At 39.0% G+C, this 25,478-nt stretch carries 12 protein-coding genes; 4 read left to right on the forward strand and 8 right to left on the reverse strand.

The features are described 5' to 3' along the window. The 4 genes from HYU69_05685 to HYU69_05700 all read right to left on the reverse strand — a co-directional run. The coding region (locus HYU69_05685; protein ID MBI2269834.1) for an SBBP repeat-containing protein at positions 1-1,949 on the reverse strand (1,949 nt) is incomplete at its 3' end. Positions 1,950-2,205: 256 nt separating this feature from the next. Further along, entirely contained in the window at positions 2,206-3,966 is a 1,761-nt protein-coding gene (locus HYU69_05690; protein MBI2269835.1) for a hypothetical protein, read from the reverse strand. A 17-nt stretch (positions 3,967-3,983) separates the two neighbouring features. After that, a complete protein-coding gene (locus tag HYU69_05695) occupies positions 3,984-6,443 on the reverse strand; it encodes a T9SS type A sorting domain-containing protein (GenBank protein ID MBI2269836.1) in 2,460 nt (819 codons plus the stop codon). Positions 6,444-6,496: 53 nt separating this feature from the next. Beyond that, complete coding sequence (locus tag HYU69_05700; protein MBI2269837.1) at positions 6,497-6,691, reverse strand: hypothetical protein; 195 nt, start codon at positions 6,689-6,691, stop codon at positions 6,497-6,499. A gap of 160 nt (positions 6,692-6,851) precedes the next feature. Between HYU69_05700 and HYU69_05705 the strand changes: the two genes are divergently transcribed. Continuing rightward, entirely contained in the window at positions 6,852-8,396 is a 1,545-nt protein-coding gene (locus HYU69_05705) for a hypothetical protein (protein ID MBI2269838.1), read from the forward strand. 4 nt (positions 8,397-8,400) lie between these two features. On the opposite strand, the gene HYU69_05710 is transcribed toward HYU69_05705, so the two are convergent. Together HYU69_05710 and HYU69_05715 are read right to left on the reverse strand one after the other, a co-directional pair. Continuing rightward, the gene (locus HYU69_05710; protein MBI2269839.1) at positions 8,401-11,361 is read right to left on the reverse strand and encodes an SBBP repeat-containing protein; all 2,961 of its coding nucleotides are present in this window, start codon (positions 11,359-11,361) and stop codon (positions 8,401-8,403) included. 150 nt (positions 11,362-11,511) lie between these two features. Beyond that, the gene (locus HYU69_05715) at positions 11,512-12,882 is read right to left on the reverse strand and encodes a PKD domain-containing protein (GenBank protein MBI2269840.1); all 1,371 of its coding nucleotides are present in this window, start codon (positions 12,880-12,882) and stop codon (positions 11,512-11,514) included. A 236-nt stretch (positions 12,883-13,118) separates the two neighbouring features. Between HYU69_05715 and HYU69_05720 the strand changes: the two genes are divergently transcribed. Continuing rightward, positions 13,119-14,633, forward strand: a complete 1,515-nt coding sequence (locus tag HYU69_05720; protein MBI2269841.1) for a hypothetical protein — start codon at positions 13,119-13,121, stop codon at positions 14,631-14,633. 6 nt (positions 14,634-14,639) lie between these two features. Here the strand turns inward: HYU69_05720 and HYU69_05725 are convergent, their stop codons facing one another. Further along, positions 14,640-18,818 carry an SBBP repeat-containing protein gene (locus tag HYU69_05725; GenBank protein MBI2269842.1) on the reverse strand — a complete coding sequence of 1,393 codons (4,179 nt, stop codon included), beginning with the start codon at positions 18,816-18,818 and terminating at the stop codon, positions 14,640-14,642. Between the two features lie 222 nt (positions 18,819-19,040). On the opposite strand from HYU69_05725, the gene HYU69_05730 reads away from it, so the two are divergent. Next, positions 19,041-20,585 carry a hypothetical protein gene (locus tag HYU69_05730; protein MBI2269843.1) on the forward strand — a complete coding sequence of 515 codons (1,545 nt, stop codon included), beginning with the start codon at positions 19,041-19,043 and terminating at the stop codon, positions 20,583-20,585. A gap of 79 nt (positions 20,586-20,664) precedes the next feature. Here the strand turns inward: HYU69_05730 and HYU69_05735 are convergent, their stop codons facing one another. Continuing rightward, positions 20,665-23,820 (reverse strand): T9SS type A sorting domain-containing protein, encoded by a 3,156-nt coding sequence (locus tag HYU69_05735; GenBank protein MBI2269844.1) that lies wholly within the window; start codon positions 23,818-23,820, stop codon positions 20,665-20,667. 389 nt (positions 23,821-24,209) lie between these two features. Here HYU69_05735 and HYU69_05740 point away from each other — a divergent pair. Beyond that, positions 24,210-25,478: hypothetical protein (locus HYU69_05740; protein ID MBI2269845.1), on the forward strand; the 1,269-nt coding region annotated here is incomplete at its 3' end.

A 25,478-nucleotide genomic window follows, 5' to 3' on the forward strand; every position in this document is an offset into this window, starting at 1 on the left:
AATGCATCTGACGCACCTTTGTAACCGCTAAAATAGGCGCTACCCCAGGACTGAGTAGGAAAGTCAGAAGCATCTGTTACACCTGTAACATAAATATTTCCGGTAACATCTACTCTGAGGCCTGACGGATGATCCCTTCCCCAAACCCCACTACTCCCTCCATATAAAGTTGCCCAGGTGCGTACACCTTTATTGGAAAAACGAAGAATAAATATGTCTGTGGCTCCTGCCTGGGTATTATCATAATACGCCCCTGTGAAGACTCCTGTTCCAGTTTGAGTTGGGAAATCTATTGTAGTTGCCTGTCCTGCGACATAAATATTTCCAACAGCGTCTGTTATAATATTTGACGCAAATTCGGGTGCCCCATTGGAATTATTAGTTATAATACTTCCGCCATAATAAGTCGCCCATATAAGCATTCCTTTATTGGAAAAACGAATTATATAACAATCACCTGATCCTCCTATGCTGGCATCAAAGTAAGCGCCACCCCATGGCTTTAAAGGACATCCTGCACCGGCACTTCCTGCCAGGTAGATATTTCCATTAATGTCAAGGGCCATATCCAAAAAGCTGGCATAATCAATAAGGGTAGCCCAGGTACGAACTCCTGCATTGGAAAAGCGAAGTATAAAACCAGCTATGCCGTTAAGCGGTAATGTATTGTCAAAGTATGCGCCGGTAAAACTTCCGGTTCCAGTCTGGGTTGGAAAATTAGGGGCGGATGTCCAACCTGTTACAAAAACATTTCCTGTCGCATCAATTTTTATGCTTCTTCCCATCTCGTTATTGCCACTATTCGCTCCCCCATAATAAGTAGCCCAGGTAAGCACGCCGGTATTGGAAAAGCGGAGTATAAATACGTCCCATGCTGTTCCTGAAAAGCCACTAAAATATGCGCTACCCCATGCTTGCGTTGGAAAATCAGCGGAAATTACATATCCCGTCACATATAGATTCCCGTTTACATCACAATCCATATTGCCAAATCCTTCAGCCCCGCTTCCTCCATAAAATGTTCCCCAAACAAGTTGCGGATCAATAATTAAAGTTTCGAGTTCAAGATTCAACGTTCCTGGTTCAAGTATAAATGAAACTTCTGTTTCATAGCCTTCGTCATTTCCGTTAGGATTGCAGGACTTAATTTTTTTTTCGGAAAAGATTGTTGGGATATTTCTGTTTGTTTCTTCCAAATAACTTACGGGGGCTTGTTCGGTTAGGGTTCCGTATGGGGATTTTATTTGTATGTTGCCCTTGTTGTCAATACCTAATTTTTTTTCAGAGCGGTATAGAAGCTTTATGTTATTTTGGTTAGCGCCGGGATGCACCACAAAATCATACTTGAATCCTGTTTTGTTTGAGTTATAAAATACCCAATCTATCCCGGGGTAAATTTCCTTAATAGTTACCTTCTCATAACTGTGTACGTCTGTTATTCCATTGGGACAGTGGCCTAAAAAATATTGATTAAAGCTGGTTGATCTGCCTTCTGTTATAATGTTTTCTTTTTTAATACTTGCCCCGGTAAGTTCCATATCAACCCGTGCCCATTTGAAAATGATATTATCTTCATCTTTCCTCTGTTCCTCTTTGCCACATGTCACCTGCCTATCTTTTTCTTTATATTCTTCTTCTGCCTGAATAAAAGTATAGGTGATTCCTTTTTCGGTGATATACATATTCATGCCTGGCGCTTCGATTTTGAACAAAACGAAAGGCTCGGGCTTACCCTCCATATCCATCATTTGTCCTTTGTTTTCTATAAATTGCACAGGCTGTGATTGCATCCATTGCTGTGTCTGAGCTTTTAGCTTAGGGTCAGATTTAGAGTTGTTATTGCCACTAAGTTCATATCCGGCTCTCGTCAAAGAGAAGAGAGAATAAATATTACCTGTGATAAGCAATATTATGATGAGCGTATGATGATTTTTTTTTATGGCGGTCATTTTATTTCACTTCTTTTAGCATTACATGCTACTATTCCGTTTTACGGGTTATGCAAAGCAAATCAAAATGGAAGGCCTATTTCCTTATAAAAGAAATAAACCCACCAATAATCTATGTATCCCAACGTGCAAGCTTCTTTAAATTTCATGTGTATATAATTTTAAAGTTGCTGTTTGTCAGATGGAATACGCCATATTCATTTCGGTTGGTATGCCAAAAGGTATATGGCTATTTCATGTGTCTTCTTTATACTTGTTATAAGAAAACGATTTTTTTATTATACAATTTATTGTTACTCGATGCTCTAATCAGATATACTCCCGTTGGTAATGGTATATTGCTTTCTATAACAACACTAGCATTTCCATTAACATCGGATAGAATTGTTTTTGAATAATATTCTCGTCCAAATAGATCATTTAAAAGAACCAGTATTGGTGACACTTTCTGCAATCCGAAAAGAGTAAATGATAAACTTTCGCCAGGCATTATATTTATCGGGTTGGGGTAAATTGAAAAATTTATTGCTCTGTTCCATTCGTCCATTACTTTTACCGCAGCGACATTTGAATAGGAACATCTGCCATCAAAATCTGTTTGCTTAAGGCGGTAATAAAAAACAGTTGCAGGTTTCAGATCTGACTGCTGAAGGGCCGTTTGTACCGGAGTCAAATTTAACGTTTCAGGTGTATCAACAAACGCATAATTACGAATAGCAGATGAATTACCTGCTCCGGCAACAATACCAGCAATTTTCCAGATCCTCCCATCTGTGCTACGTTCTATCGTAAAATAATTATTATTTGTTTCGGTTGCTGTTACCCATTGGGTATACACTTCCCCCTTATTATATTCAGCACTGAATGAGATTAGTTCAATGGGTAATGATGCATCACAATATTTAAATATAACACCTAAGTTATTTGTACCCCCCTGAAATGTCATACCATACGAGCAGCTTCCTGAGCGGATCAGTTCGCCGGTTGGAAAGTTTCCAGTAGCCACACCACTGAAATCAAACAGATTTGAATATCCGGTACCATCAGTGTTGATCTTGAAGATACAACCCATGTTGTTTGCCCCACCTATTGATGCCATTCCGTATAACATGTTTCCAAAAAAAACCAATGAACCATAGGATTGGCTGGCGTTTGGTGCGCCACTGAAATCAAGAAGTTTGGCATATCCTGTGCCATCGGTATTGATACTGAAGATGCACCCGATATTGTTTGCGCCACCGGTGGCAGTCATTCCATATAACACGTTTCCGGATATCGTTAATGAACCATATGGGTTCTTTCCGTTTGCCACGCCACTGAAATCGAGCAGTTTGGTGTATCCTGTGCCATCGGTATTTATTTTAAAGATGACTCCTAAGTTATTTATCCCACCGAAATAGGTCATCCCATATAATGTACTACCTGAAAGAGCGAGTGTGCTATAAGGCCAGGCACCATTTGCAACACCGCTGAAATCGAGCAGCCTTGAATAGCCAGAGCCATCAGTATTGATTTTGAAAATGCACCCATTATTAGAGGCAGCTCCTCCTTGCTGTGTCATGCCATACAGAACACTACCTGAAAGTGTTAATGAGCCCGTAGGATTATCGCCGTCCGGAGTGCCACTGAAATCATAAAGTCTGGAGTATCCGGTGCCGTCAGTATTAATCTTAAAAATACAACCTCTGTTGCTGGCTCCACCAGAGGCCATCCCATATAATACACTTCCCGAAAGTATTAATGAACCAGAAGGGGTGCTGCCATTTGCCGCGCCACTGAAATCAAGGAGTTTAGTATACCCGGTGCCGTCATCATTGATGCTAAAGATACAGCCCAGATTGTTAGCCCCGCCAAGCCTTGCCATTCCGTATAATACATTTCCTGAAAGCGTTAGTGGACCAACGCTATTAGGAGAGCTACCATCTGTGGTACCGCTGAAATCAAGTAATTTGGAAAATTGAGCATTACTTGTGAGGCATATAAATAATGTGAATATGACAAATGTGCCTTTTTTCATGATCATATAATAGGAAACTATTCAATCACTATTTTTTTGTATGCTGTAGCTTTCCCCGAGGCAATGAACAAAATGTATATTCCCTTTTCGAAATTAATTGCAGGTATATATTCGGCGAATGTACCGGAACGTTCTCCAATACTGTTTTTAAGAATGAGTTGACCGGCCACGTTGAATAATTCAACATTATACCGATCTTTTTCTGAAGAATAAAAATTCATTGTTATTTGTTGAGCCCCCGCATCATAATATCCATTTACCTTTATTGAGCCAAGCTCTAAATTTTCAATGCCTGTAGGTAAAACAACAAAGTCATTTGATGAACTGGAACAACCATCAGCACTGGTAACAATTACCTTATATGTTTCCGGGTAAGTTCCCGGAACAGTTATTGTGTAGCTTTTTGAATTAGCGCCAGGGATAATAAGGCCATCTTTGTACCATTCGTAAATAAGCATTGTACTATTTGCAGTTAACACATTACCACTTTTGGTAATTACGGGACTGGGAGGAAGCGGATATACGGTAATTGAAACGGAAGAATTTGCCGAACATCCGTTTGAACCTGTAACAGTAACCGTATAAGTGATATCGCCGGTTGGGGTTGCATCAGGATTTGCAATTGTAGTGGAACTCAGCCCTGTAGAAGGCGACCAGGAATAAGAAACCCCGCCGCTGGCTTGCAAAGGCATTACATCTCCGCTGCAAATTGTTCCATCGAAACCCGCATCGGCTAGTGGTACCGGTTTCAGAGAAACAACAACCTGATCGGTGTTAGTGCATCCATTAGCGCCTTTAACTGTAACTGTATAAGTTGTAGTTGCAGAAGGATTTGCGACAGGATTGGAAACAGTTGTGGAATTTAATCCGGTAGCAGGCGACCAGGAATAAGAAGTACCACCACTTGCAGCTAATGTAACACCTGTGCCCGGACAAAAACCAGTATCGTTTCCCGCATTAGCGACGGGGCGTAGTGATGGAGGATTTACTTCAACAACAATCTGGTCGCTGCCGGTACATCCGCCAGCACCTGTAACAGTAACGGTATATGTAGTGGTTGATACAGGATTAGCAACAGGATTAGCAACGGATGATGAACTTAATCCTGTAGCAGGTGACCAGGAATAACCCGTACCACCGCTTGCAGCCAGGGTAACATTTGATCCCGGACAAATGCCAACATCACTTCCCGCATTGGCAATTGGAGGAGTTTTTACAGTAACTGTGATGGCTTTGGTACTTGAACATCCGGGGTCAGTTGATCCTGTTACCGTATAAGTGGTGGTAGTGGAAGGAGATGCTATAACACTTGCTCCGCTGGTAGTATTTAACCCGCTTGCCGGAGACCAAAAATAGCTGCCGGCTCCACTTACAGTAAGCGTTGATGAAGTGCCTTGACAGATTGATGGGTCAGATGATGTATTCAGAGCTGGCATTGTACATGACCAATGTGCAAGCCCTGCAGCTGTTGCTATCCACAAACTTCCATCAGTATCGAGCGCAACTCCGTTTATTACATTACTAGGCATTCCGGGAGTGTTACCCATATTGTATACCTGCCAGGTAGAACCATTGTATTTAATAAGTCCTTTGTCCTGACTCCCAAACCAGATCACACCATTTTTTTTGTCGACAGCCATCGAGTATATCTGAGCACTTGGCACCGGTCCCGGATTGGTGCCAAAAACAGTTCTGTATATTGTCCACGCCGATCCATTGTATTTGCCCACAAAACTTACATTACCATTGGCAAAACTTCCTTGTGAAGTTACCCAGATGTTACCTGAACTATCTTTGCCTGCATAGTTTGTCCAATCACCGGGTATTACAGAATTGCCGGGATCATATTTTGTCCATGTCGAGTTGCCATCAAACTTACGAACTCCGCTGTCCCAGCCACCTGTCCATATATTATTTGAGTTATCAACTGTTACTGCATTTAATTTGGAGCCACCCATTGCGGGAGTATTAGTAGCGTCATACATTGTCCAGGTATTATTGCTGCGCTTAATACGAAATAAACCGGAGTGTGCCGAAGCCCATAAATATCCTTTTTTATCAACTGCGATTTCCTGAATATAATCGTTACCGGAAAGGTCGATTGGAGTAATGGTAGTGCCGCTAAGTTTAGCTGCCCCGTTAATAGTACCCATCCATACATTGTTTAAACTATCAAATACTATGGTATTCACAGTTCCTGAGATCATACTTGAATTACCGGGCCCCCAACTTGTAAAACTGCTGCCTCCGGTATATTTACTTAAACCGGTAAGTGTAGTTGGCCCTATTCCTTCAGTACCTACCCACTTTATTCCGCTAGCATCAATGGCGATAGCCTTAACGCTATTGGAAGGGATATTGGAGTTGCCTGTATTGTATACAGTCCATTGGGCATGAACCTGTACAATGTTTAATCCAATAATGAGTGTAGCCATAATCATATTGCCTTTTAGGGCTGATAGTAATTTTGTTTTCATTTTTTGTCTTTTTAGGGTTGTGTTTATGTGACGTAATTGATAATGGTTCCATTCTAATACCATCTATGGCCATGCTCGTCAACATAGGGCCATATACTGCTACGATTAAAAAATACAGGCAATTTCTTTTGTTTGGTTGATTTTAACGCAACTTTCGCTTTGGATGTTTTCTCAGGGACATTTTGTTTCTCAGCTTTTTCCTTTAGCCTTGCAGTTATCTTTTTTATTTGTTTTCTTTTGTTTTTCATGATCCTTAATTTATTTATTTAACGCTTGTACCGTAAAGTTGACTTAAATGATTAAAAAAGTCAAACCTGCTTTTTCCAAAAAGCACCACACTAACTGGTTTGCATGAACCTCATAATTGACTTATCTTAGGCGCACGACCTTTTACACATGTTATAAAAAATGAAGACACCCTCAGATGATCTTTTTATCCTGATAAAATCTATGAATAGTCGGGAAAAGATATTTTTCAAGGCATATAGCGTAAAGGGAGGGAGCAGGCAAACCTCTCGTAGTTATCTAAAGCTTTTTGATGTTATCAATAATTCTAAAGGCAAAGCATATGATACTCAACTATTGAAATCGGAATTAAAGAAAATAGGGTTTTTTCATAACCTTAAAAAGGCGAAAGAGTACCTCACTAAGGCTATTTTAAAAAGTTTAACCGAATATCATTCAGATACTTCTGAGAATATACAAATTCGGGCTTTGCTGGATCAAGCTGAAGTACTTGTAAGTAAGAAAATTTATAAAATGGCAAAAACAATCCTTTTGAAAGCTGAAAAATTGATAATACAGCATGAAAAGTATGGTTTCCTGCTTGAAATATGCTCGATTAGATCAACTATAGCGCGCGAAACAGCCAATCAAATGGATCTTGAATATGTAACGAATGAACAAATAAAAAATGAAAGAAAATATTCAGACTATGTAAGAAATAGAATTGAATATAAACATCTGGCTGACAAGGTTCATTATCTATTCAATGAATCTGATGGCAAGGAACTCAATCAGCTACGTATTCAGGAGATTATTAATTCTCCCCTGTTAGCATCGCCTAAGGCCGCACTGACTCATTCTGCAATCAAAGATTATTACAACATACATTTTCAAGTTTCATTTTTTTTACTCAAGGAGTATAATAGCACTGTAGCATACAAAAGACAAGAGGAATGGATAAAATATCTTGAGTCGAATAACTCTAAAAACCGGGCACACGAATACCTGAATTCACTATCAAATAATATGATAATAAATTCTATACGCGGAGATTATAAAAAGTGTGACGACGTATTAAATAAGGCAAGTTTGTTTTTAAATTCTTTATCATCAAAAAGGAGAACTAAAGAACTACAGCTAAAAATGTTTTCACTCACCTTAAATTACATGGTAAGTCAAATTAAATGCGGAGCACTCCTGAAAGCTATTGAGGTAGGCAAAGGGATTACAATAGATGCTACCGCTGAAAATCCGAATAGAATTGCCTTGTGGGACAATTTTTTTTCCGCTTATTTTTTATCGGAAAATTACCATGAGGCATTAAAATACCTCAATAAAATTATTGCTTTCAAACAGAAGTACAGGCAGGATATTCAGGCTATGGCAAGAATTTATTTACTTATTACTCATTATGAATTGGAGCATAATGAATTACTTCCATACATGGCAAAACAAGCCCGGCATTTTTTAATGAAAACTACAAGCTTTACTGAATTTGAAAAAAGAATGATTTATTTTTTTGAAAAGGAAATACACCGTTATGAAAAAAAACAAGAGCAAATCATAGGGTTTGGTATACTAAAACAGCAGTTGGGAATTGTATTTAAAAATCCTAAATATTCTCATTTCCCTGAATATTTTGATGTTATATCATGGATTGAAAGTAAAATAGAGAACCGCCCCTTTGCCGAACTCGTAAAAGAGAAAGCTTTGCGAAAAAATTCCTGATTTTTTAGGGTGTGGTTAAATTAACGTTCACACTGCATCCGTTTTTGTCTTTAATATTTATTGTGTAATTGCCGGGACAAAGCTGGTTTTTGTATCTGTTGGTATATCCATCGGGCCAGGTATAACTGTACGGGCTTGTACCTCCTGTTGCATTTATCATTATCCATTCTTTGCAGCCGCAGCCGGCGCAGTTGGAGGTACCTTTGGTGTATTGTCCGGTTAAAGTGCAAGTGCCACACGGTGTCCCTGCAATAACAAATGTTGCAATTTGTGTTTGATTACAATTACTGGTCGCAGTTACAGTATAGGTACCCGGACAAAGACCGGAAATAGTATTGGTAGGGATGGAACTATTCAAGGTTGAGCTACCATTACTCCATACGTAACTGTAGTTTGGATTACTGCAATTTACGGTGATGGTCGCACTTCCATTGCAAGGAGTACATGAAGTGTTGTTAACCTGACTTTGGATATAACTGGCCTGAGCGGGTATAAATTTAGCGATGTAACCACATACTCTGGCCAAACTGTTATTGCCATCATAATACGCCAACCCGCCAGGGTTCGTTGGGGGAAAGTAGAATTTAGTACCTTGGAAAAGTTCAATTTGACCAGCCATAAACAAATTACCAAATTTATCTACCGCTAAAGCTTCCATATTGCCGGAGGAAGATTGATCACCGGTAAAATAACTTGCCCAAAGCCGAGTGCCGGCATTACTAAATTTGGTGATAAAAGTATTTGCAGCACAGTTAGTAGTGTTTTTATAAAACCCGGCGCTGCATGAATTTTGAACAAGCTCATCCTGTACAGGCGCATTGGACGAATTAGTATGAAAACTTATGTAAACATTATTGCAGGGATCAACGGCTATATTATCATAAGTATATGTATATGCCCCAAATGATTGGTACTCCTGTCCAGTTCCTCCATAATGAGTGGCCCAAAGGCGAACGCCTCCGTTACTGAATTTTAAAATAAATGCATCATTAACGCTTCCAACTGTTGGTTGAAAATAAGCTCCACTTCCAGGGTTCAATACAGGAATATTACCACCGACTACACCTGTAACAAATACGTTTCCTGAATGATCGGCACAAATAGTATATCCTATACCCAGTGTATTTGTAGCTCCTCCATAAAAAGTACCCCAAAGTTGTTGCCCGGCATTGCTGAATTTAAGGATAAATATTGTCCAATTATATGAAATTGGATTTGCTACTGTTTCAAAATAGGCTCCGCCGCCTGGGTTTAAAAATGGAAAATCAGTTGGAGCGGGATAGTTAATCTTAAAAGCACCTCCTGTAACAAATATATTTCCGGCCGCATCACTACAAATAGAATATCCACTGGATGATGCACCATTAGTACCTCCGATATTAGTAGCCCAAAGGCGGGTACCCGTATTATCGAATTTTAAAATATATGCTCTTGTAATATTGCCACCAACACTGGGGTGGTAAAATGCCGGGGCTCCGGGATTTAAAACAGGAAAATCGAAAGAGTTTGTTTCGCCGGTTACAAATACATTTCCTGCAATAGGATCAGTGCATATAGACAATGCTACATCACCATCCGATCCTCCGTAACATGTAGCCCAAAGCCGAACTCCCGCATTATTGAACTTTAAAACAAATATATCATCCTTAAAAACTCCAATACCCGCCATTGGACCCTGGAAATAAGTTGTCCCAAAGGCATTTTGAGTTGGAAAGTCTGAAGATATTGTTTTGCCAGTCACAAATACATTGTTATTTAAGTCAACAGCGATCGACTGTCCATCGTCCCTGCTACTTCCTCCATAATATGTTGACCAAAGTAATTTGCCTGTATTGTCGAATTTTGAAATGAACGTATCATCATTCAGGCCTCGCCAACCACCGGCTGTTGTGCCATCAAAATATACACCGCCAAATGGATTTAGCAGGGGGAAATTAAGATTAGAAGTAGTACTGCCTACTACAAAGAGATTGTTATTAAGATCACAATCTATACTGCGAATTGTAGTAGAATTAAATCCGGTAGAATTATTAGTAGTTCCTCCAAAATAAGTAGCCCAAACCAGCTGGGGGTCAATGGTCAATAGAGAGGTGAGATGTGAGATATGAGATATGAGATGGAAGGAAACGGAAGTTTCGTACCCTTTATCATTGTTTATCTCTATTGGCTTCTGGTAGTTCTGCCTGAAGCGGGTAATTATTTCTCGCCCTTCATAAAAACTTACCGGTGTGTTTTCTTTTACATTGCCATGTTGGGTATATAACTCCAGTTCGCCTTGTTTGTTAATACGGATGGGTGTTTTGCTTTTATATATCAACTCTATTTGTTTATAATCTGCTCCGGGATGAACAATAAAATCGTACTTAAAACCTTTTTCGTTGCTGTTGTAAAGTACCCAGTCAATTCCGGTATAAATATTTTTAATGGTTATTTTTTCATATTTTTTTACCCCATAAATTCCATCGGGGCAGTGACCGTAAAAAAAATTAAAATCTGTAACTGATGGGGTTTCCCGAATGATATTTTCTTTTTTAATTGTTGCGCCTTGTAAATTCATATCTATCCGGCTCCATTCTATTTTGCGGTTCTGCCCTTCATCAATGGGGACTGGTGTTGTATTGAGAAGGGTGCCCTCTTTCTCATTTGTCTGCCCTGTGCTGAGCCATTCGGCTTGTCTTTTCGAAGAAACCTCATCTTCTATTTTTACAAATACATATGTTACCCCCATTTCAGTAACATACATATTCATACCGGGAGCTTCGGATTTAAAAAGCACAAAGGGAACAGGCTTGCCATTCATGTCAGTCATCTGCCCTTTGTTTTCTAAAAATTGTACGGGCTGGGATTGGATCCATTGGTTTGCCTCTACTTTTAGGGTTGGACTATTTTTATAGCCCTCTTTGCCGTTGGCAAGTATATTAACTACAATAAGCAGTGCGACAAGGAAATTGTATATTTTTTTCATGCCAAAATCATTTAAGTGCGATAAATAATTCTAAACCAAAAGTCTTCACTCAGTCCTTTAATTCTCTACAGAGCCTGCATAAAAGCCTCCGATCGAGGGTTTGAAAAAATACGAATACGTATATTAAAAATATCAAATTTGAACATGCTATTATAATACCAACATTTTTTTTATATACTCATGCTCCGGGTTAGACAAACTTATTGTGAATATGCCTTTCCCGAAATTACTTAAATCCGGTTGTTTTGAGTATTTACCGGTGAAATCCCTTAAAATATCTGTGAATACTGTTTGTCCCAATACATCCTTTATAATGATTGTATAATCAGCTTTGTCAGTCGCATCAAAATACAGGGTAAAGCGCCCGTCATTAGGGTTGGGGAATATAGTTAAATACATATTATTCCTGCTAACCAAATCAATTCCTGTGGTGGTAAACGCATAGGTAGCTGAAGTATCGGCACACCCTCCCGTCGCGGTAACGACCACGGTATAATTTCCGTTTAATGTAACATTATATGACCGTGCTGTAGCCCCTATGATAATATTTCCGTTTAAATACCACTGGTAAGTGCTGGCAACGCTTGAGGTAAGAACATTTCCTGATGAGCTGATAACAGGTTTTGCCGGAAGAGGATTTGCAACAATAAAATTATTTTTTGTCAACGTTGTACTGCCTCCCGTATTTGAAGTAGTTAACACCACATTATATGTTCCGGGAGTTGAGTAGGTAACAACAGGATTTTGCAAGTTTGAACTGGCAGGTGATCCTCCGGGAAAACTCCAACTCCAGGTGGTAGGTGTATTTGTTGTCTGATCGGCAAAACTAACCTGCTGTCCAACACAAATATTGGTGTTGCTGGCCGAAAAAGATGTAACGGGCCCGAAAATCGTACCGTACTTATAATCGAAGTCAAAATAAACATCGGCATAAATATTTTTATTGTCCACCATATCCTGGGCTTGTTGCTCTGTAAGGCCTTGGGTATTTGTTATCTTAATTGCAACGTACCTCACTGCATTTGTAAGAATCAGTTTAGCAATATACGTTCTGCCCTTTTGAGGTACGTCAACTGTTGTTGAAGCGGCAGTTGAATTATATGCAGCAGCCAGTTCACTTGCCTGGGTGGTATTGGCATAATCGAATGTTGCGGGAATTAAATAATATTTTGTGGCCCCATTGCCATAAATGGCGCCATTCCATATTACGCTGGCACCGGAAGTAAATCCAACATTTTTGTAATTGTACCCGTTGCCGAAAATTCCATTGGTTTCTACCAGGTCCATATTGGCGTGGTCGGATGATGTTGTAGTATTTTTATACACATTGTTCAGGAAATCATAACCGGATTGGAATCCGTTGGCGTAAGTGCCGTAATAATTGTTGCCATTAATACTTGAGCTGTGATGTTCATAAATTCTTTTTCCTGTTACTGATGTGAGCGTTTGAGACATGGCTATTGCTGAAGTTAAAATGAAAAAAGCAAATACGATTTTAACGGATGTAGTTTTTGAGTTCATGGGTAATTTGTTTTTTAACGTTTATTTTTTGAGATTTTTTATTTCACCACACTTAAATTATTCAAGGCTGTAATTGATTTTGTTATATATAAAATTGAGATAAAAGGCCATGAAAATGAAACAAATATTTTAAATTAAATAGGAATTGTAAAATGATATTAATTATATTTTATACTAAATAATGCCATAAATAGCATAATTTATGTAATTTTATACCGTTATTTATCGGAAACGAAATGTCAAGAAAATCGGAAGAATATCTATTTGAGTTGATAAAATCTTTAACTAGAGGAGAGAAGAGGATATTTAAACAACTTGCGAACTATTCTTCTTCGGGTAAAAAAAAGTACCTCTTTTTATTTGAAATTATTGACACTCAAAATGTGTATGACGAACAAGTAATAAAGAAAAAGCTCAAAAGGGAAAAGATACTTACCCTCCTTCCGGACTTAAAAAATTATTTACAGGAGCTTATTTTAAAAAGCATGCGGTTTTATTATTCGGGAAAAACCATTGAAAGTAAAGTAAGGGAAGATATTTCCGACATTGAGTTTTGTCAAAAAAAGGGATTGGAAAAGCTTAGAGATAAAATATTGGTAAAGTCAAAACATTTGGCCGCGGAACATGAAAAACACGAATCTTCGCTTCTGCTTTTAAACAAGGAAATGAATTTCAGATCAGTTCTGTCCCGTAAGGATATACTTGTTGAACAGGAAGTAATAAATAAAAAGATGATTTCCATTTTGAAGTACCGGCATCTTACTCATTCGACATTTGAACTACTTAAAAAAGGTGAAATAAGAGATGAAAGCACAAAAAAGAAATGGGAGAAAATAATTAAAGACCCTGTGATGTCTGAAGCAGCAGAACCTGCAGGTTATGAAGAGTTTTACGCTTACCACAGGATATGGATGATTTATTATTCAACAACCAATGACTTTAAAAAGAGCGTGCACCATTCAGAATTAATACTCCAAAATATTGAATCAAGACCGGATTGGCTTGTTGAAAATATGAATATGTATATAAGCACACTGAGTGATCTGGTTGTTGCCAGATGTTTGAATAAAGACACCGAAAATGCAGAGTATGCTTTGAACAAGCTCATTCATGTTCAGAATTGGAAGCTAAATCGCAGTGACAGGTATACGCTCATAAACCTTACATGCCTTGCTTATGGCAATTTGTTAGAGGGGTTTTTGAAGGTGAATAATTTTGACAGGGGATTGCAATTGGCAATGGAGGCTGAAAAATTTATAAATATTAATAATGTAGATCATAAATATAAATCAGGTTTATTTTTTAAACTGTCGGTTATCTATTTATATACAAAGAATTACAAAGCGGCACTAAAATGGAATACAGCGGTATTGGATGGATCAGATCAGAATTACATAGAAGACGAATCGGCCTTTGCAAGAATATTAAATTTGATAATTCATTATGAATTAGGGAATGATGAATTGTTGCCATATTTCGTTCGTTCCACCTATCGTTTTCTGCATAAAAGAAAAAGATTATATAAAACCGAGGATGCAATACTGAGATTTATACGAAATCAATTGCCCAAATCAAATTCACGAAAAGAGACTATTAATTTTTTTAAGAAACTTCACTTGGAATTGCGAGTAATCACCAAACATCCTTTTGAAGCAAAAGCATTAGAGTATTTTGATTTCATTTCGTGGTTGGATAGTAAAACAGAAGGAAAATCATTTGCGGAGGTAGTGATGAGGAAGGCGAAGCGTTGATACTTATCACGGTGTAGTAAAGTTAACAGTCACACTGCACCCGTTTTTATCTTTAATATTTACAGTATATGCTCCCGGGCAAAGTTGGTTCTTGTATCTGTTCACATATCCATCCGGCCAGGTATAACTGTAAGGGCTTGTGCCGCCAGTACCGGTTATCATTATCCATTCTTTGCAGCCGCAACCTGCGCAATTGGCTGTTCCTTTGGTGAATTGTCCGGTTAAAGCAGGAGGTGAAATTACTCCGGCGCTTGAGGTTGCGGTGCAACCTTTTGAATCGGTAATTGTTATTGTGTAATTACCTGCTGAAAGGCCTGTAGCTGTTTGAGTGATTTGGCCACTACTCCAATTAAAAGTAAAAGGGGAAGTTCCGCCTCCGACCGATGCAGATGCTGAGCCATTGGCATTTCCATTGCAGGTTATATTGGTTGATGCTATTGTTGCATTAACGGCAGGATTGGCAGTTACAACCGCAGTTGATGTAGATGTATTTCCACTTGCATCTTTTACTGTAAGCGTATAAGTTGTAGTGGACACAGGACAAACGTTTATGTTTTGTGCCGTGTAACCTGTGCTCCAACTATAAGTATACGGGGTAGCGCCGCCAACTGAACTTGATGTAACCGTAATACATGAACCGGGACACACCGAAGCAGCATTCGTTGTTACTGTCGGACCACCTGTACAATTTATTATCGTTACATTACCTGTAATAGTATGAAGACATCCTCCGCTAAAAACCTGGTGCGTAATACTGTATGTTCCTGTTGTTAAAAAAGCATATGAAAAATCGTTAGTCGTTCCGCTTACATTAGCAGGGGCACCTATCGTCCAACTGTATGTTGTTGTTCCTCCGGTTGTCCCGGTATTAGTAAAGTTCACATTGGTGCCGGTACAGGCAGTGGGTGAATTTGTAAATGTTGCCGACACCGGACTATTATTAGTTACGCTGAATGTCTTAGTAGCAACGCAACCGTTTCCATCAGTAACAGTCACCGTATAAATACCCGGTGCGGGATTATCATACGTTGCTGCTGTATGGCCGGAACTCCAACTATACATAACAGGCGACACTCCGCTCACCTTGACTATTATACTACCATTTGCATTACATGTATTATTTGTGATTGAAGCAGCTATCACCGGCGGAATATTTTCTGCAATAATTGAACCGGTTGCAGTACACCCCTTAGAATCTGTTACAGTTACACTGTATGTACCGGCATTTAACCCGGATACGGTTGAAGTAGTCTGGCTATTATTCCATAAATAAACATAAGGTGGGGTTCCATTTGCGGGAGATACAGTTACTGTGGCTTTATTAGCTGAACAGGACCAATTGGTTGAAAATCCCAAAGCCAACTTTGAAGGTTGTGTAATATTAATGCTTTGAACAGATGTACAGTTGCCCACATCTGTAGCAACCACCGAATACGTGCCGACACAAAGTCCGCTTGCGGTTAAAGCGGTTTGGCCATTACTCCATGAATAGGTATAAGGAGAGGTTCCTCCGCTTGCGGCGATAGTTGCGCTGCCATTGCAGAATCCGGTGCAGGATACATTGTTTTGCGTACTGCTCAGAGATACACTTCCGGAACCACCCGGAAGAATGTAATTTATTGTGGTACTGTTTATGTTGCAGTTTGAATCGGTTACTTTAACGGAATAATTACCGGAACAAAGACCGGTAATGGTATTCGTGTTACTGTTTGCGTTAAGCGTTTGAGATCCGCTACTCCATACATAATTAAAAGGCGGTGTACCACAAGCCACAGTTACTGTTGCCGTTCCATTACAAATGCACAAACCGGGATTAACCTGATTCTGAGTATATACAGGCAGAGTGGGTATAAATTTAGCTATATATGGTTCATTTGCTCCATTGGGAGTAGCATCATAATAAGCACCTCCGCCAGGGTCAGCGGTAATATAATTGGTGCCTGTAGATTGATACCACTCTCCTACCATATATACACTCCCATTCAGATCAGTTGCCAAACCTTCCCTGAAATCAGTTAAACTGCTGCCCCAATAGGTTGCCCATAACAAAGAGCCGGTATTATCGAATTTCGCAAGAAGAATATCATTATTAAAAGCACTGCCCGCGTTGTTTAAGGACCCATCATAAAAAGAACCACAGGCAGGGTTATACGTGGCAATATCTGTTGAGAATGTTTCAAAGGCCGCATATATATTATTACAAACATCAACAACAATATGTGCATCCGGCTCGAAAACATATTTATATGTACTTAATAAAAAAGTGATCTCGTCACCACTGCCACCATAGTAAGTTGCCCATTGACGCGCACCTGCATTATTAAATTTTAATACAAATGCATCATAAATTCCTCCCAAGGTTCCGTCATAATAAGAAGTACCGCCCGGATTCTGAAGAGGCAAATTGGAAGATCCTGTGTATCCTAAGACAAATAAATTATTATTTATATCTGTTGTAAGGGCCATTGCCCAATCGTTACCGCTTCCTCCATAATACGTGGCCCATTGCAGCACTCCCGCATTGCTGAACTTTGATATATAGCCATCGAAAGTTCCTGCCAGAGTATTGTTAAAATAGGCTCCTCCCCCCGGATCCTTCACAGGCAGATTGGCAGAGCCTGTGTATCCGCAAATAAAAGCGCTTCCTGCAATATCAACGGTAACAGAAAAACAATTCTCAAGTCCGCTTCCTCCATAATACGTAGCCCATTTAAGAGTCTGGGTATTGTCGAACTTTAAAATAAACGCATCGCCTCCGGCATAAGTATAATTAGTGATATTTCCTCCGGCATAGATTCCCTGGAAATAAGCGCCCACTCCCGGATTCAACAATGGAAGATTTGTTGATGTGGTATTACCTACTACAAATACATTTCCACTTGCATCTGTGGTTATAGATTGACCCCCAAATTCATCTGCACTGCCTCCATAGTACGTGGCCCACAACCTATTGCCCGAGTTATCGAATTTGAGAATAACACCATCTTGCCCTCCCGCTTGTACAGATTGAAAATACCCGCCTGAATTTTTCAAAGGAAAATCAGGGGAATCACTTACCCCGGTGACATAAATGTTATTATTTAAATCAATGGTCGCGCAATAAAAAATATCACTACCCGAACCTCCGTAATAAGTTGCCCACAATCGGACACCCGAGCTATTGAATTTCAAAATAAAACCTTCCCAGGAAATGGACGTAGTTTGGTAATAAACACCTGCGTTAAATAAAGGAAAAGTGTTATTACCTGCTCCATAACCCGCCACAATAACATTTCCATCGGCATCACATTTTACACTGGTTGGTCCATCATGCGCGTTGCCGCCATAGCCGGTGGCCCACCAAAGTTGCGGATCAATAGTAAGCGGAAAACGCCGATCGTAACCGGACAAAGCAAACTGAATGCGTGTATCATATCCACCGCACTTGTTATGTTGATCATATGTTTTAATGAATTTAGTTCCTATCTGATTCCCATTTTGAAAACTTAATGGTGCATCCTCCTGCAATGTTCCGAGCTTTGTTTTTAATTGGATACCTCCTTTACTATTGAACCTTAATGGTTCGGGGGAGGAATAATCCAATTGTATAAGATTGTGATCAGCTCCCGGATTAACCACAAAATCGTACTTAAACCCTTTTTCACTGGAACTGTATAGCACCCAGTCAATACCGGGATAAACATTCTTTATAATTACCTGTTCAAACTCCTTAACTCCGGTTATCCCGTTGCTGCAGTGAGAAAGAAAAAAATTAATATCAGTAACAGAGGCCCCTTCTTTGATGATATTTTCTCTCTGTATATCCGCCCCATTCAAATTCATATTTACAATACATAATTCAGCTTTAGCAACTTCACCTTTTCCTTCTATATGATCTTCTTCTTCCACTTTTACAAAAACATAGATCAGTCCTTTTTCAGTGACGTACATATCCACACCTTGGGCTGATGCTTTAAAAAAAACAAATGGAACCGGTCTTCCATTATTATCGGTTAGTTGCCCCCTGTTCTCTATAAACTTCACAGGTTGACCTTTTATAAACTGCCTGGCCTGCTCTTTATAAACCGATTCATCCTTATACACATTATTATTTAGGGCAACAGACGGATAGCCGAAGGTTTGTGCAACCAAATAACTTACAGGCCACTCTGCTAATATGCAAATGATAAAAATATAGTTCCTCATAGAGCTTAATCGGTTAAACGTTTATCTACACTGACCCCAAATTCCCTGACCCCAGCCAACCATCTCCGTATTGAAATAAAGTTATTGCATTAATGGCCCGGTGTCAAATCAAATATATTCATTTTATACATTCCCATTAAATAATAAATGGCCATATAAATTCATTTTTTTTGATAAAATAGCTATATTTAACAATATTTTAATAAATATTCATACAATCCCATGAAAAAACCGGACGACCTTTTCCTCCTGATAAGATCAATGAGTAGTAATGAAAAAAGATACTTTAAACTTTTTGCATCTATACAAAAAGGTGACAAGAATTATATTAAACTATTTGAAGTGATCGGACGGCAAAAAGAATATGATGAAAAAGAAATTAAAAAAAAATTCTCAGAAACTGTATTTATAAAACAACTCACAAGAATCAAGAACTACCTGTATGAGCTCATCCTGAAAAGCCTGAGAGTATATCATTCAGGAATTTCGGTCGATATGCAGTTAAGAACATTGCTGGATAATGCTTCCGTTCTATATAAAAAGGGGCTGAATGAGTCCTGCAGGAAGATGCTGACAAAAGCAAAAAAAAGTGCCGAAAAACACGAACGGTATCCCTACATTATAGACATTCATTCATGGGAGCGAAAAATTTTTGATGGTAAGATAAAACATGAGAGTGGTACGGGAAAAGAACTCGATGACTTGTTTGCAGCAGAACAGTTGGCCATAAAGAGATTAAACATTGTAAACACATATAAACACATTTCAAGCCGGACCATTTTATACAACAAAAGATCAGGAAATCACGAGAATATCAAAGCACTAAAACAGATCAAGCTGCTTTTGGACAGCAACAAACAAACACCGGCAACATACGAGGAAAAATATTTTTATTACCACTGCAATAGTTTGTATTTAAAAAATACCGGCAAACTAAAACAGTCCAATGAATTGCTGAAAAAGAGTATTGCTCATATGGAATCTCATCCCGAATTGCTTGCGGAAAACCTCAGCCGGTATTTTATCTCTTTACGATCACTCATGAATTATTATGGCGAACACAAACAATACAGCGAGGCCCTACACTATTTGCAAAATTTCAAACAAGCTGCAGGACAATATGGTAACAGGTTGGATGATCGCAGCAGAATGGTTATCACATACAGCCTGCATGAGTTTGAAATAAACCTGAGCATAGCCACCGGAGAATTCAATTCGGGCATTGCCATTATTCCTGCCATACAAAAAGAGCTACAAACACTTACTCAGCTTCCTCAGGATGCGAAGATCCTATTGCGTTTCATGTACGCATACATGTATTTTGGCGCGGGGCAATACAAAAAAACAATTGCATGGTTAAACGAAATATTTGAGATATCAAACAATGTTTTAAGAGTAGATATATTGTCTTATGCAAAAATACTTAACCTGATCACTCATTATGAATTGGGAAATTATGAGCTATTGCCATATATCATAAAATCAACCTACCGGTTCCTCTACAAAAAAAACACATTGTATAAATTCGAAAGATTGGCCCTTGATTTCATAGAAAAAAAAATAAGAAAAATAAATTCCTCCAAAGAATTGACAATTGCTTTTATTGCTTTAAAAACGGAGGTCGGCAAACTCATTCATGACCCTAATGAAAAAGCAGCACTTGCCTATTTCGATTATATTTCCTGGCTGGAAAGTAAAATACAAAAACAACCGTTTGCAGAGATCGTTCGTAAAAAAGCCCTTCAAAAGAAAACAGGGCCCCGGTAAAAATTAAATGGTACAGGTATAAAAAACAAAACTGACCCGCGGTAGCCGGATCAGCTTTGTTATTTCGAAAAGATCAAAATCAATATACCATCACCTTTTTAACAATCTCGGACCTGGTGTTCAACAAACTAATGAAGTAAATACCTCTTCCGAATTCAGCAATATTCAATTGTTTTGAATACGTGCCCGCATAATCAGTTAACACTTCACGATAGACCAATTGACCCAATCCATTTTTCAACTCAAGTATGTAGTTTGATCTGACTGAAGCCTTAAACGAAACAGTAAAATTTCCATCATTCGGATTCGGATAAACAGCGAATATAGATTCCGCTGTGGATTGACCTATGCCGACAGTGTTCATTAATTTAGGAGCAGACGCTGCCGAAGAACAACCATTTGTTGTAACTATAACTGTGTAGCTCCCGTTCTGTGCAACGGTATATGTTTGATTGGTAGCTCCGGCTATCGGATTACCATTTAAATACCACTGGTTTCCACTTGCGGAACTTGATGTCAACACACTTCCCGCCTGCGAGATCACAGGTGTGGCAGGGATCGCGTTGATGGTCATTGTTACTCCTGTACTTGTAGCCGTAGCCGGACTTGCACAGGTCGCATTTGATGTCAGCACACAGGTAACAACCTGGCCATTGGTCAATGTGCTTGTAGTGAACGTTGCGCTGTTCGTACCCACATTAACTCCATTTACCTTCCACTGGTAGGCCGGTGTGATACCGCCATTGGTTGGTACAGCAGTAAATGTCAAAGAAGTGCCCGCACAGGCTGGATTGGTACCTGTTGTTAAAGAAGCGGAAACAGCAGGAGTTACAGATGGATTAATTGTCATTGTTATACCTGTACTGGTCGCGGTGGTCGGACTCGCACAGGCTAAATTAGAGGTGAGTACACAGGTAACGACCTGTCCGTTGGTCAATGTAGTTGTTGTAAATGTAGAGCTGTTGGTTCCTGCATTAACTCCGTTTACTTTCCATTGATAGGCCGGAATTGTTCCGCCATTGGCAGGTGTGGCGGTAAATGTTACAGATGCACCGGCACAACCAGGATTTGCTCCCGACGTAATGGCAGCAGAAACCGAAGGTGCGGAAACCGTGTTGATGGTCATTGTAATACCAGAACTTGTTGCGGTAGCCGGGCTGGCGCATGCCGCGTTGGATGTAAGCACACAGGTCACAACCTGCCCATTGGTCAATGTAGTTGTTGTAAATGTGGAACTGTTGGTTCCTGCATTAACTCCATTCACCTTCCACTGATAAGATGGTGCTGAACCTCCATTTGTTGGTGCAGCAGTAAACGTTACAGAGGAACCAGCGCAAGCCGGATTGGTACCTGAGGTTATAGAAGTTGTCACAGCAGGTGTCACAGCAGAATTAACGGTCATTGTAATGCCGGTAGAAGTCGCAGGGCTGCCAACAACTCCACTCAGGTTGGAGGTCATAACACATGTAACGACCTGACCATTGGTAAGGGTTGTAGTTGTATAAGTAGGGCTGTTTGTGCCCACATTAACACCATTTACCTTCCACTGGTAACCTGGCGCTGGTCCGCCGTTTACAGGAGTAGCTGTAAAGAAATAAAGGTCGTTCTGATAATTACATATATTACGGAACCTGATAAAGGCTGTTGTTGCAGAGGTATAAGCACCTAAAGAAACGCTCTCCGTACGCCATTGCCCCGCTGTAGGAACAAATTGAGTTGACTTAAATGTCGGAGAGGTTGTGGGTAAATTCAAACCAAATTTTTTATAAATAGTGGTATACGTTTTTCCGCAATCGGTTGAGATAGAAACCTCCAGTGTATCTGAAAGGCCCGAATTTCTTGAAACATAGGCCAGGTCGAACGTTAAAACAGGATTAGGTGCTGAAGAAAGATTAAGAGGATAAGTTATAAGGTCATCCTTTTCTCCCGGAATGGGATAAAGAAAATTCGGAACATAGGCAGAATAGGTGCCTGTCTTGGCTGTTGTAGAAAGGTAATACGAATACATACCATCCGGGTTAATTAATTGATCTAAAACATCTGTTGGCTGCAATTCAAAGCCATCGAATTGAGGAAGCGAACGACCTGTTATTACAATTGTTACAGAGTCAGTAACATTATCATTAGAAGTATTACCATCAACTCCCGCATTAGGATTGGAAGTAAACACTTTAAGAGCATGTTTTCCGGCTGCCGATGTAATCGCAGGCAATGTTACATTTTGTGAAGTTAAAGAAGCCAGCGTTCCCGACCAGTTATGAGTTTGCAAGGTCCCGTTATCGATCCGGTAATTGATCACAACGGATGTAAGCGTTGTGGTACCCCTGTTCATTAATCGTACAGTTGGTATTATGCTTGAACTGCACGTATATACTTTCGGGGCGTTGATCTTTGATATCCCGGCATCCAAAGCAGACATTGAGGTAAAGAAATTATCCACAAATCCCGAACAAAATTCATCAGCAAATGTAGGCGGAATACTATGGCCCAGGCCCGCAATTACCCTAAGCTGTACAATACCATTGGAGTCAACCAAAATATTCTTAATGTACTGTACTTTGGTCACATAACCGGCATCATTGGCTCCAACAGTCATACAAATAGGAATTTTATTCGCGTTAGAATAACTGTATTTGAAATATGATTTGTTATCAGCTTCAGCAATTGATTGTACAGCCGGCGTCCACAGGAACATACCCTTCCAAAGTGAATAATTTTTCAATCCATAATACAACGCACTTCGCGCACCTAATGAAAAACCATTCAGGTAAATATAATTGGTATCAATATTATACCACTTCTTCGCTGAATCGCGGGCAACGCGGATAATTTCCTCATCTCCTGCAGGTGTCTGAAAGCTCTTACTGGGATCACTTCCACCATCAGGACAAATGATGATGCAATTGTAAAAAGGAGAACCGGTATTACTTGAAATAGGCGAAATAGCATTCCTGAAATTAACGCTGTTATCGCCGGCACCATGAAGACTTACAATAAGTTTATATTTAAGTGTAGGGCTATAGCTATTGGGAACGTACAATGACAAAGCCCTGCTTTGAGACATAAATGTCACCGACTTCTCAACATTACCCGCGTTCGAAAAGAATGGCAAAACAGCAGCCACGATTAAGGCTATTAAATTTTTCTTTCTGAAAAAAGATATTAATTTCAACCAAATAGTATCGTTAGCAGAACTTACTCCCTTAATAGGTGATGTAGTGTAATTTTCTTTCATGGGTTAATTATTGGGTTTTATTAATTTGAGAATTGACTAAATATCTACGCTACTAATATAAGTTAAAGCCCACTTTCAAGTCAATCCTATTTTCCATTATTATCAGATAAGCAAAATATATAATTAAAGCAGGAGAAACCACATTTTATTCAATTTTTTATAAATTTTAGCCTTTACTGAAGGTCATAATCTGCTAATTTTAAATTTATATCATGAAAGCAAAACTATTCCTAATTGACTTATTTTATTATATTTATACCATTGAAGCTGAATTTTAAGGATTGAATGATGAAGGCTGAAAAATTCTCTTGTTTTTCGACCTAGAACCCGGGAAACTGAAAAACGCCGGGTGATCTGTATAACATTTATCCCGATCAACATTCTTACCTATGCCAAAAAGAACATCATCCGGCCTGTTTGATCTTATTCATTCGCTTACAAAAGCGGAAAAAGCTTACTTCAAGTCATTCTCCCAATGGAAAAGCAGGGAGCAAAATCCTTTGTATATAAAATTATTTGATGCAATACTCCGCCAAAAAAATTATGACGAAAAGAAAATAATTTCTCTCTTCAACATCAAACCAAATGTGTTCTCCAGCCTGAAAAACAGTTTGAATAATATTCTATTGGATTGTTTAAGGAATTTCCATACCGGCGACCATGTAAGTCACAAGGTCAGAGAATTAATATACCACGCGGAAATATTATTTATTAAAAAATTTTTTTTCGCCTGTATAAAGACACTTGAAAAAGCTTTAGGCATTGCAGAGGAGTACGAACTATTCACCTATCATATTGAAATATCTCATTTCATTCAAAAAGTAAAGCAGGCCGAAAAGAACATACCCTGGCTTGAAAATATCCAACCTGAATTTCAACTTAAGGAAAAAGCAATACTGAATAAAATCGCAAATTTTCATGAGTATCAGAAAAGTATGGCAGCTTCAATGGTATACGGATATAAGATCGATCAGAAGAAAATTGCCGGCAGAGAACTGTCTTACGATGATTATGTAGACATGAAACTTATCAAAGATGAGAAACGTGCACTTTCCTATGCGGCTAAAATAAACCATTATCAGTTAAAGGGACTTTATTATTCCTACAAGAATGATTATAAAAAAGGACTGGAGAGTTACATTGAGTTAAAAAAATTCATTGACGGGCATGAGAAAATGAAATTTGCGAATATCAATACATACGGAATTGCCCTGCACAACATCCTTACGGTTGGCCAGGGCATATTGCCATTTGAAGAAGTAAAAAAATATTTCCAGGACCTCAAAGACACAAAGCCCTACTGGCGCAACGAGAACATTGATTTTAAAGCATCGTACTACAATAACCTGCTGCGTATCTATGTGTTTTATTTTATCCGCGACAAAGCGGCGCAGTTAACGAACGAAGTTGAACAATGGCTTGAAAAAAACGAACACAAAGCGAATAAACTGAACATCTCCTCTATTATTTATTTTCTTGCTCATGTTTATTGCTTTAACAATGATCTGATAAGATCGTTGTACTGGTTGAACAAACTGGTGAATAACTACAACGAACGGGTTGAGAATTATGCCTATTCATCCGTCAAGATTCTGATCCTGATCATTTATTATGAATTAGGAAATTACGATCAGCTTCCTTACCTGGCAAAATCAACA

The sequence above is a fragment of the Bacteroidota bacterium genome (assembly GCA_016183775.1).
Lineage (GTDB): Bacteria > Bacteroidota > Bacteroidia > JABDFU01 > JABDFU01 > JABDFU01.

What these genes read in the sequence shown, in the direction of transcription:
- HYU69_05690 (MBI2269835.1), bottom strand. Translation starts at nt 3,966, where the DNA reads ATGAAAAAAGGCACATTTGTCATATTCACATTATTTATATGCCTCACA.
- HYU69_05695 (MBI2269836.1), bottom strand. Translation starts at nt 6,443, where the DNA reads ATGAAAACAAAATTACTATCAGCCCTAAAAGGCAATATGATTATGGCT.
- HYU69_05700 (MBI2269837.1), bottom strand. Translation starts at nt 6,691, where the DNA reads ATGAAAAACAAAAGAAAACAAATAAAAAAGATAACTGCAAGGCTAAAG.
- HYU69_05705 (MBI2269838.1), top strand. Translation starts at nt 6,852, where the DNA reads ATGAAGACACCCTCAGATGATCTTTTTATCCTGATAAAATCTATGAAT.
- HYU69_05710 (MBI2269839.1), bottom strand. Translation starts at nt 11,361, where the DNA reads ATGAAAAAAATATACAATTTCCTTGTCGCACTGCTTATTGTAGTTAAT.
- HYU69_05715 (MBI2269840.1), bottom strand. Translation starts at nt 12,882, where the DNA reads ATGAACTCAAAAACTACATCCGTTAAAATCGTATTTGCTTTTTTCATT.
- HYU69_05720 (MBI2269841.1), top strand. Translation starts at nt 13,119, where the DNA reads ATGTCAAGAAAATCGGAAGAATATCTATTTGAGTTGATAAAATCTTTA.
- HYU69_05725 (MBI2269842.1), bottom strand. Translation starts at nt 18,818, where the DNA reads ATGAGGAACTATATTTTTATCATTTGCATATTAGCAGAGTGGCCTGTA.
- HYU69_05730 (MBI2269843.1), top strand. Translation starts at nt 19,041, where the DNA reads ATGAAAAAACCGGACGACCTTTTCCTCCTGATAAGATCAATGAGTAGT.
- HYU69_05735 (MBI2269844.1), bottom strand. Translation starts at nt 23,820, where the DNA reads ATGAAAGAAAATTACACTACATCACCTATTAAGGGAGTAAGTTCTGCT.